This is a genomic window from Tianweitania sp., from assembly GCF_032053605.1.
GTDB lineage: Bacteria > Pseudomonadota > Alphaproteobacteria > Rhizobiales > Rhizobiaceae > Tianweitania.
In genome coordinates this window covers 1-9,149 of record NZ_DAMBUH010000129.1, presented here as the reverse complement: position 1 = coordinate 9,149, position 9,149 = coordinate 1, and the positions used below count along the sequence as shown (strand labels likewise).

Sequence of the window (9,149 nt, the reverse complement as noted above, 5' to 3'; positions counted from 1 at the left end):
TCGTCGGGCGGCGGCGGCGCGTCGGGGAGCTGGTAGATGATCCCGCATATCAATGCTCATGATCACGAACGGGTCGCTGCGGCGATCCGCGAGGCCGAGGCCCAGACTTCTGGCGAAATCTACTGCGTGCTGGCGCGCCAAAGCGGCGATTATTTCTATGCGGCCGGCTTCTCAGTTCTCTGCGCGATGGTTGTTGCCGATATCGCTTCCGCCATCATCCTCGACCATCTCTGGGTCTCCCTGCGCCTGCCACTGTTTGCGGCGCTGGAGGGGGCGGCAGTGCTCACCGTGCTTGGCCTGCTCTGGTTCTTCCCCTCGCTAAGGCTGCAGCTCGTGCCACGCCGCACGCTCTATCGTACCGCGCATGACAATGCCTTGCGCCAGTTCCTGTCGCGCAACGTGCATCGCACACAAGGCCGCACCGGCATCCTGATCTTCGTGTCGCTCGCCGAACATTATGCCACCGTACTGGCCGACGAGGGCATCGCGAGCGGAGTGCCGCAGGAAGCTTGGAACGCCATCATCGCCGATCTCGTCAAGGCGGCAAAGGCCGGGCAACTCGCTGATGGCTATGTGCAGGCGGTAGCCGCGGCAGGCCATCTGCTCGCCGCTCACTTCCCGGTTGGGACCGACGACCGCAACGAACTCGACGATCATCTCGCCGAGATCTGACGGCCGTTCCAGCGTCGAAACCTGCATCTGAGTCCTGCGCGCCACAGCTGCGCAGTTTTGCCGCAACATTCGATTGCACCAGCGCGAAGCCTGCTTGGCGATGCGCATCGTCGCGTCTATGGTTAAGCAATCATGAAGACGGTGACGATCGACATCCGCCGCGCAGAACCACGCGATGCCAATGCCATCGCGGAGGTGCATCGCGCCGCGTGGCAGGGCGCTTATGCCGGGATCATCCCGCACAAGGCGCTGACTTCCATGATCGGCCGTCGCGGCGGCAACTGGTGGGCCAATGCAATCAGCCGCGCCGCTTCCGTTCTGGTGATCGAGATCGGTGGCGATATCGCCGGTTATGCCACGATCGGCCGCAACCGTGCCCGCGATCTGCCGCAGCAGGGCGAGATCTACGAACTCTATCTGCGTCCGGAATGCCAGGGCATCGGTCTCGGCAGCCGCTTGTTCACCGCCGCGCGCCAGAAACTCGCCGACCACGGCCTTCATGGCATGGTGGTCTGGGCGCTGGAAGACAACGACGGCGCGCTGTCTTTTTACCGCGGCATCGGCGGGCGCGACATCGCCGAAGGCGTCGAAGTGTTCGACCAGAAAGCGCTGCGCAAACTGGCTTTCATCTGGGATTAACGACCCTAAACGATGAAAGCGGGCTTAGACGATCGGCCTTGCCCTTTGTTATTCCTGCTTATAGCCTGTTAACCGGCTGCGCGTTAAGCGCTTTGTGATCAATCGGAGAACGACCCCTTGCGTATCGATGCCATCCCCGTGGGCAACAACCCGCCGGAAGACGTCAACGTCATCATTGAAGTGCCGATCGGCGGCCAGCCCATCAAGTACGAGATGGACAAGGACGCCGGCGTGCTGTTCGTTGACCGCTTCCTCTACACCCCGATGAGCTATCCTGGAAATTACGGCTTCGTGCCGCATACGCTGTCTGGCGACGGCGATCCGATCGACGTGCTCGTTTGCAACACGCGCGGCCTTGTGCCGGGCTGCGTGATCAATGTGCGCCCGATCGGCGTGCTGATCATGGAAGACAATGCCGGCGAAGACGAGAAGGTCATCGCGGTGCCGTCGCCCAAGCTCACCCGCCGCTACGAGAACGTGCACGACTACACCGACCTGCCTGAAATTACCCGTCAGCAGATCGAGCACTTCTTCACGCATTACAAGGATCTGGAACCCGGCAAGTGGGTCAAGATCGGCGGCTGGCATGATGCCGCGCGCGCCCGCCAGATGATCGTCCAGGCGATCGAACGCGCCAAGTCGGTCGAAAGCTGAAAGCTGACAGGGCTGGCTTGCGTTGGCCCTCTTCTACCGCATCACGAACGGCTTGGCGGCGAGTGTTTCCGCCAGGCTGACAAGCCGGTCGCTCAGTGCGCCGGCCTCCCCTTCGATCGCGATCACCTTTTGCCGGCTGGTATGGCCGCGCGCGATCGACACGCTGCTTTTCGGCAACCCCATCCATTTCGCAAGCAAACCGCAAACCGCCTCGTTCGCGGCGTTTTCGGCTGCCACGGCGCGCACCTTGATGCGCAGCCGCATGTGGTTGTCGTCGCGCGCAACCGGCGCTTCGATCATGTTGCGCGACCCGCCGGGCGAAACCTGGGCGTGAACCAGCACGCCGTTCCGCCCGCCTTGCAGCCAGTCAGTATCCACTAACCGCTGGCAGCACGGTGTAGACCAGGAAGACTTCCAGAAAATACAGGATGATCAGCACGATGATCGGTGAAATGTCCACGCCGCCGAGATCCGGCATCATGCGGCGGATCGGTCGGTAAACCGGCTCGGTCAGCCGATACAGCATCGAACCGATCGAGTTCACGACGGCATTGCGCGAATTGATGACGTTGAATGCGTAAAGCCAGGAAAACACGGCGGACAAGATCACGATCCACCAGACGATTCTCAAAACAAAAAGTAGCGTAAGCACCAGGGCTGTCATGCCGGTCTCCTTTAGGCGCCGCAGATGTAGCGATTGCGCTTAACAGGAACAAGCCTTCGCAAGCCCAACAGCGCCCGACCCGCATCATCGTGATCGGCCGCTTTCGGCGGTTTCCCGCTTGCTTGACAGGTCCTCGAGCCGGGTCCTAGATGCTTATGGTCGGTGGAACGGGGCTGTAGCTCAGCTGGGAGAGCGCGTCGTTCGCAATGACGAGGTCAGGGGTTCGATCCCCCTCAGCTCCACCAACCATCTTCTCCCGATATTCCGATAAGCGCAGCGCTCACTCCCCGCATGTTGCCGGGGTGCCGCATGCCCGGTGCAATCACGGGCCTCTTGATCCAGATCAAGGCGTAGCCCGACTGGCGCAGCTAGGTTTCCCAGACACTTGAAGGTTTGGGGGCTTCCATGACGACCGAAACGCGCATCGCCTTGATCATCTACGGCCTCGCCAACGCGGTGGTTTTTGGAACGGGTGCGATCACGATCCTGTCCATTCCCTCGTTGCAGGAACAATGGCCTTACCTTCTGCCGATCGTGGTTGTGCTCAGCCTTGTTCTGGCCTGGCCGATCGCCAAGGCCATCGCGCCGAAGCTGCGCTCTAAATATGGAAAGAACGGACGGTGAAACAGCCTGACCCGGACAGTACCGCGGGCGCTGGGGGATCCTCGTCGCCACTCTGCCCAACCTGCGTCGAATGGCGATGCGGCGTTGGCGGTTTGCTGACGGCCGAAGAATCCCGCCAGATCGCGGCAGTGTCCACCCGCCGGCATGTCAGTCCCGGAACGGAACTGATGTCGGCACTCAACCTCCACGAAAGCTGTGTGGCCCTGTTGCGCGGCGTGGTGAAGATATCGCGGCTTTTGACCGATGGGCGCCAGCAGATCGTGTCGCTGAAAGCAGCGCCCGATCTCCTTGGCTCGCCTTTCGCGCCACCCGGCGAGGTGTCGGTGCGCGCGGTCACGGAAGCAGAAATCTACTGCGTGCCACGCCCGGCCCTGGAATCGATCGTGCTGCAAAATCGTGTGCTGGAACACCGCCTCCATCTGCGGGCGCTTGAGGACCTCAGCGAAGCGGAAGCCCTGCTCTTGACGCTCGGCCGCAAAACGGCGCGCGAGCGAATCGCGACCTTCCTGCTCGACATGGCCGGCCGCTTCCGTTCAGCCGAACTCGGCAAGCGCTGCGACTGCGGCCTGGCAATCAGCGAACCCGGCGTGGTGGACCTGCCGCTGACGCGCGCCGAGATCGGCGATTTCCTTGGGCTTACCTTTGAAACCGTCAGCCGACAATTCGCAGCGCTTCGCAAGGATGGCCTGATCGAATTCACGGATGCGCGCCGCGTGTCTGTCAAGGACAGGACGCGGCTCCGTGTCGCAGCTGGGTGTTGAGCTGGAATGACCGCTTGGCCGCCCAGCTTTGATCCAGATCAAAGCAATGTCTCACCTAGGTTGATAAGCCAGCCTGAATACTTATCGGAGAGCCTCACATGGAATTGATCAAGCCAGGATTGCTGTTCCTGGCGGCCGTCGTGGCAGCCATTGCCTCCGGCCTTGCCCATGACACCCAGTTCGCCGTCCATATGGGGCTCTTCGCCGTTATCGGCCTGGGCCTCGCCATCTGGACCATCACCAGCTCCGATCCGACCGGCCGGCCCAAGCCTGTAGGCCTGGATGATGGCATCTATATGGACGGACCGATCCGTTATGGCGTGATCGCCACGGTGTTCTGGGGCGTCGTCGGATTTCTTGTCGGCGTCGTCATCGCGGCCCAGCTGGCGTTCCCCGATCTCAACTTCGAGCCGGTGCTGAACTTCAGCCGCCTGCGCCCGCTGCACACTTCGGCGGTGATCTTCGCGTTCGGCGGCAATGCGCTGATCGCGACCTCCTTCTATATCGTCCAGCGCACTACGGCTGCCCGGCTTTTCGGCGGCGGCCTGTCCTGGTTCGTGTTCTGGGGCTACCAGCTCTTCATCGTGCTGGCTGCGACCGGCTACCTGATGGGTGTTACCCAGTCCAAGGAATATGCCGAGCCGGAATGGTATATCGATATCTGGCTGACCATCGTCTGGGTCTGCTACCTGATCGTATTCCTCGGCACGATCGTGAAGCGCAAGGAGCCGCATATCTATGTGGCGAACTGGTTCTTCCTCGGCTTCATCGTGACCATCGCGATGCTGCATGTGGTCAACAACCTGGCCGTGCCGGTGTCGTTCCTCGGTTCGAAGTCCTACCCGGTCTTCTCCGGCGTGCAGGACGCCCTAGTCCAGTGGTGGTACGGCCATAACGCGGTCGGCTTCTTCCTCACCGCAGGCTTCCTGGGCATGATGTATTACTTCATCCCCAAGCAGGTCGAACGCCCGGTTTACTCCTACCGACTGTCGATCGTGCACTTCTGGTCGCTGATCTTCATGTATATCTGGGCCGGCCCTCACCACCTCCATTATACCGCGCTGCCTGATTGGGCGCAGACGCTGGGCATGGTGTTCTCGGTAATGCTGTGGATGCCGTCCTGGGGTGGCATGATCAACGGCCTGATGACGCTGTCGGGCGCCTGGGACAAGCTGCGCACCGATCCGGTTCTGCGCATGCTGGTGATCGCGGTGGCCTTCTACGGCATGGCGACCTTTGAAGGTCCAATGATGTCGATCAAGGCGGTGAACTCGCTGTCGCACTACACCGACTGGACCATCGGTCACGTTCATTCCGGCGCACTTGGCTGGAACGGCATGATCACCTTCGGCGCGATCTATTACCTCACGCCGCGGCTTTGGAAGACCAACGGCCTTTATTCGCTGCGCCTGGTGAACTGGCACTTCTGGCTCGCCACCATCGGCATCGTGCTCTACGCCGCCTCCATGTGGGTTGCCGGCATCACGCAGGGCCTGATGTGGCGCGAATACAATGCGGAAGGCTACCTGGTTTATTCCTTCGTGGAATCGGTTGCGGCCATGTTCCCCTTCTACGTCATCCGTGCGCTCGGCGGTTTGCTCTACCTCACCGGCGGCTTGCTGATGGCCTACAATGTCTACCGCACCATCAGGGGCGAACAGCCTCAGGCGATCGCGGTGGGAACCGTGCAGCCCGGCGGCCTTCAGGCCGCCGAATAGCCGGCAGTTCAGGATAAAATCATGCTAGATCCGATTTCCAAGTTCCTGTTCCGCCACCACCACAAGGTGGAGCGCAACGTGTCGATCCTCCTGATCTTCTCGTTCCTGATCGTCACCATTGGTGGCATCGTCGAGATCGTGCCACTGTTCTACGTCGACAACACGATCGAGAAGGTTCAGGGCGTGCGGCCTTATTCGCCGCTCGAACTGGTGGGCCGCAACGTTTATGTCCGCGAAGGCTGCTACACCTGCCATTCGCAGCAGATCCGTCCAATGCGCGACGAGGTCGAGCGTTACGGCCACTACAGCCTTGCAGCGGAATCGATGTACGACCATCCGTTCCAGTGGGGCTCGAAGCGCACGGGGCCCGACCTCGCCCGCGTCGGCAACCGCTATTCGGATGAATGGCACGTCCGCCACCTGAACGATCCGCGCTCGGTTGTGCGTGAATCGATCATGCCGCGCTACAGCCACCTGGCCAATACCGACGTGCGTACGGACGACATCGCCGACCACCTGCGCACCAACCGCATCATCGGCGTTCCTTATACGGATGAGATGATTGCCGACGCCAAGGCCGACCTGATCGCCCAGGGTTCTTCCGAAGGCGACACCACGGCGCTTGCCGAACGCTATCCCAAGATGCAGGCACGCGACTTTGACGGCAATCCCCAGCGACTGACCGAGATGGATGCGCTCGTGGCCTATCTCCAGTCGCTCGGTACGATGGTGGACTTCACCCAGTACGAGCCCCTCAGCCACGAAAATCTGAGGTAACGCGATGGGCGACACACCCAACCTCTATGAAGCGCTTCGGCATTTTGCCGATAGCTGGGCGCTGGCTGCGCTGACCCTGGTTTTCGCAGCCATCCTGCTCTGGATTTTCCGCCCGGGATCGCGCCGCAACTATCAAAATCAGGCCGACATTCCCTTCAAGTACGACCGTGAGGGCCGCAAAGATGACTGACATCGGTGCAGACAAGGGTTTTCCCCGCGTCCCAGGCTCCGAGCCCTATCGTGGCGAGGTCGATCAACCGACCGGCACGCCTACGACAGGTCATGAGTGGGACGGCATCAAGGAACTGAACACGCCGATGCCGCGCTGGTGGCTGTGGGTGTTCTACGCCACGCATGTTTTCGCGCTGGCCTACATGATCCTCTATCCGTCGATCCCGCTTTTGCGCGATGGAACCACCGGCTTGCTCGGCTGGCACTCGCGCTCGGAAGTGGCGCAGGATCTGTCGGCGGCTGAAACCGAACGTGCAGCGCTCTACGCCCAGATCCGTGATCTGCCGGTGGAAGAGATCGTCAAGAACGACGAGTTGCGCGAAACCGCGTTCCGCGGCGGCTTCTCGGCCTTCAAGGTGAACTGCGTGCAGTGCCATGGTGCGGATGCTTCCGGCAGCCCGGGCTTTGCTAACCTGCAGGACGATGACTGGCTGTGGGGCGGCACGCTGGCCGACATCCAGACCACCATTACGCATGGCGTGCGCTTTGCCGGGGACGAGGAAACACGTTACTCGGAAATGCCGGCCTTTGGTCGCGATGGCATCCTTGAGCGTCCGCAGATTCAGGCCGTCGCCCGTCACGTTCTGGCACTCAGCAAGTCCGGCGAGGAAGACGCAGAAGGCGCCGAGCTTTATGTGCAGAACTGTGCGTCCTGCCATGGCGAAGGTGGCGAAGGCAACCGCGAGATGGGTGCGCCCAAGCTCAACGACGCCGTCTGGCTTTACAGTTCGGCTCTGACCGACATCGAGCGCCAGATCAATTCGCCGCGCCATGGTGCGATGCCGGCCTGGGGCCAGCGCCTCGATCCCGCAACCATCAAGCAACTGACCGTGTATGTTCACGAGCTCGGCGGCGGTGAGGCTTCAACGGAAGAAGAAGCCGCGACGCAGTAAAGAACCGTCATGCCGGGAAGCGACGTTTCGTCACTTTCCGGCATGCTCATCCCTGGTGTCACCTTGATCCAGATCAAGGTTGGCTTCTCTGTCGAGGCGTAGAACGCCACCATGGCTACCTTGCTCGACACCATTCACAGCGACCCGCGCGGCACCGCAGTGCCCGTGGAGAACGCGACCCCCGTCAACAATCACGAGTTCCGCGCCGACTACGAAGCGCGGCGCAAGATCTTCCCGTCCCGCGTCCAGGGTTTTTACCGGCGCCTGAAGTGGATCCTTGTCGCCGTACTGCTCGGCATCTACTGGCTGACGCCGTGGATCCGTTGGGATCGCGGGCCGAACGCGCCGGATCAGGCGGTTCTGCTCGATCTCGCCCATCGCCGCTTCTACTTCTTCACGATCGAGATCTGGCCGCAGGAATTCTATTACGTCGCCGGCCTGCTGATCATGGCAGGCCTCGGCCTCTTCCTCGTCACCTCGGTGGCCGGCCGCGCCTGGTGCGGCTATGCCTGTCCGCAAACCGTCTGGACAGACCTGTTCATCCAAGTCGAGCGCTGGGTGGAAGGCGACCGCAACGCCCGCATGAAACTCGATGCCGCGCCCTGGAACCTGACCAAGTGGCGCAAGCGCTTGACCGTCTGGGCCTCGTGGATCCTGATTTCGGTGGCAACCGGCGGCGCCTGGGTGTTTTACTTTGCCGATGCGCCGACGCTCGCCCGCGAGATCGTCACGCTTCAGGCTGCCCCGACCGCCTATTTCACCATCCTCACGCTCGCCGCCACCACCTTCTGGCTGGCCGGTTTCATGCGCGAACAGGTCTGCACCTACATGTGCCCCTGGCCGCGCATCCAGGGCACGATGCTCGATGAAAATTCGCTGATCGTCACCTATAATGACTGGCGCGGCGAACCTCGCTCACGCCATTCCAAGAAGGCGGTGGCGCAGGGGCTCGATGTCGGCGATTGCGTGGATTGCAATGCCTGCGTCGCCGCTTGTCCCATGGGCATCGACATTCGCGACGGTCAGCAGCTTGAATGCATCACCTGCGCGCTGTGCATCGACGCCTGCGACACGGTGATGGACAAGGTCGGCCGGCCGCAGGGCCTGATCTCCTATTCCACGCTGGTCGACTTCGAGCATCATACCCAGACCACGAAGGCGCAAGGACGCGAAGCCGCCAAGGCGGAGCAGAAGCGCGTGTCGCTCGCCCGCATGGCCACCCCGCGCACCATTCTCTACTTCGCGCTGTGGGCCGCGATTGGGCTCGGCATGCTGTTCGTGCTGTTTACGCGCGGCCATCTGGATGTCACGGTGCTGCATGATCGTGCGCCGCTCTACACCACGCTGTCCGATGGTTCGGTGCGCAACGGCTTCACGCTCAAGCTTGCCAGCAAGACACTGGAAGAGCGTCCGCTCGAACTTCACCTCGAAGGTCTGGAAGATGCGGTGATGTGGACGGCCGAAAACGAAACGCGGGCCCGTTCGCTCTCCGTGATCGTTCCGCCGGATGCGGTGC

At 61.7% G+C, this 9,149-nt stretch carries 12 protein-coding genes and 1 tRNA gene; 11 read left to right on the top strand and 2 right to left on the bottom strand.

All coding sequences use genetic code 11. The features are described from left to right. The first annotated feature begins 36 nt into the window (after positions 1 to 36). The 3 genes from RTX98_RS18620 to ppa all read left to right on the top strand — a co-directional run bounded on the left by RTX98_RS18620 (position 37) and on the right by ppa (position 1,965). Complete coding sequence (locus RTX98_RS18620) at positions 37 to 672, top strand: TPM domain-containing protein (RefSeq protein ID WP_312798290.1); 636 nt, start codon at positions 37 to 39, stop codon at positions 670 to 672. 132 nt (positions 673 to 804) lie between these two features. After that, a complete protein-coding gene (locus RTX98_RS18615) occupies positions 805 to 1,311 on the top strand; it encodes a GNAT family N-acetyltransferase (protein ID WP_312798289.1) in 507 nt (168 codons plus the stop codon). Positions 1,312 to 1,428: 117 nt separating this feature from the next. Next, positions 1,429 to 1,965, top strand: coding sequence for an inorganic diphosphatase (gene ppa, locus RTX98_RS18610; protein ID WP_189504702.1), 537 nt, complete (start codon positions 1,429 to 1,431; stop codon positions 1,963 to 1,965). A gap of 33 nt (positions 1,966 to 1,998) precedes the next feature. Here ppa and RTX98_RS18605 read toward each other — a convergent pair whose 3' ends face one another. Then, positions 1,999 to 2,307, bottom strand: a complete 309-nt coding sequence (locus RTX98_RS18605) for a DUF167 family protein (RefSeq protein ID WP_312798288.1) — start codon at positions 2,305 to 2,307, stop codon at positions 1,999 to 2,001. A 25-nt stretch (positions 2,308 to 2,332) separates the two neighbouring features. Beyond that, positions 2,333 to 2,629 (bottom strand): YggT family protein, encoded by a 297-nt coding sequence (locus RTX98_RS18600; RefSeq protein ID WP_312798287.1) that lies wholly within the window; start codon positions 2,627 to 2,629, stop codon positions 2,333 to 2,335. Positions 2,630 to 2,798: 169 nt separating this feature from the next. On the opposite strand from RTX98_RS18600, the gene RTX98_RS18595 reads away from it, so the two are divergent. The 8 genes from RTX98_RS18595 to ccoG all read left to right on the top strand — a co-directional run. After that, positions 2,799 to 2,874: transfer RNA gene (locus RTX98_RS18595), tRNA-Ala, on the top strand. 160 nt (positions 2,875 to 3,034) lie between these two features. Next, the gene (locus RTX98_RS18590) at positions 3,035 to 3,253 is read left to right on the top strand and encodes a hypothetical protein (protein ID WP_312798286.1); all 219 of its coding nucleotides are present in this window, start codon (positions 3,035 to 3,037) and stop codon (positions 3,251 to 3,253) included. Positions 3,254 to 3,345: 92 nt separating this feature from the next. Next, positions 3,346 to 4,014 carry a Crp/Fnr family transcriptional regulator gene (locus RTX98_RS18585; RefSeq protein WP_312798285.1) on the top strand — a complete coding sequence of 223 codons (669 nt, stop codon included), beginning with the start codon at positions 3,346 to 3,348 and terminating at the stop codon, positions 4,012 to 4,014. A 98-nt stretch (positions 4,015 to 4,112) separates the two neighbouring features. Next, positions 4,113 to 5,732: a cytochrome-c oxidase, cbb3-type subunit I gene (ccoN, locus tag RTX98_RS18580; RefSeq protein WP_312798284.1), complete on the top strand. Its 1,620-nt coding sequence runs from the start codon at positions 4,113 to 4,115 to the stop codon at positions 5,730 to 5,732. 21 nt (positions 5,733 to 5,753) lie between these two features. Beyond that, positions 5,754 to 6,509 (top strand): cytochrome-c oxidase, cbb3-type subunit II, encoded by a 756-nt coding sequence (gene ccoO, locus RTX98_RS18575; RefSeq protein WP_312798283.1) that lies wholly within the window; start codon positions 5,754 to 5,756, stop codon positions 6,507 to 6,509. Positions 6,510 to 6,513: 4 nt separating this feature from the next. Continuing rightward, positions 6,514 to 6,699 (top strand): cbb3-type cytochrome c oxidase subunit 3, encoded by a 186-nt coding sequence (locus tag RTX98_RS18570; RefSeq protein WP_189504689.1) that lies wholly within the window; start codon positions 6,514 to 6,516, stop codon positions 6,697 to 6,699. Then, positions 6,692 to 7,633, top strand: coding sequence for a cytochrome-c oxidase, cbb3-type subunit III (ccoP, locus tag RTX98_RS18565; protein WP_312798281.1), 942 nt, complete (start codon positions 6,692 to 6,694; stop codon positions 7,631 to 7,633). The genes RTX98_RS18570 and ccoP overlap by 8 nt, the downstream gene beginning before the upstream one ends. A 111-nt stretch (positions 7,634 to 7,744) precedes the next feature. Further along, positions 7,745 to 9,149, top strand: a 1,405-nt coding sequence (ccoG, locus tag RTX98_RS18560; RefSeq protein ID WP_312798279.1) for a cytochrome c oxidase accessory protein CcoG, incomplete at its 3' end; no start/stop codon positions are given.

Coding starts and splice junctions, on each gene's coding strand:
- ccoN (WP_312798284.1), top strand. CDS start 4,113: ATGGAATTGATCAAGCCAGGATTGCTGTTCCTGGCGGCCGTCGTGGCA.
- RTX98_RS18570 (WP_189504689.1), top strand. CDS start 6,514: ATGGGCGACACACCCAACCTCTATGAAGCGCTTCGGCATTTTGCCGAT.
- RTX98_RS18615 (WP_312798289.1), top strand. CDS start 805: ATGAAGACGGTGACGATCGACATCCGCCGCGCAGAACCACGCGATGCC.
- RTX98_RS18590 (WP_312798286.1), top strand. CDS start 3,035: ATGACGACCGAAACGCGCATCGCCTTGATCATCTACGGCCTCGCCAAC.
- ccoO (WP_312798283.1), top strand. CDS start 5,754: ATGCTAGATCCGATTTCCAAGTTCCTGTTCCGCCACCACCACAAGGTG.
- ccoP (WP_312798281.1), top strand. CDS start 6,692: ATGACTGACATCGGTGCAGACAAGGGTTTTCCCCGCGTCCCAGGCTCC.
- RTX98_RS18600 (WP_312798287.1), bottom strand. CDS start 2,629: ATGACAGCCCTGGTGCTTACGCTACTTTTTGTTTTGAGAATCGTCTGG.
- RTX98_RS18620 (WP_312798290.1), top strand. CDS start 37: ATGATCCCGCATATCAATGCTCATGATCACGAACGGGTCGCTGCGGCG.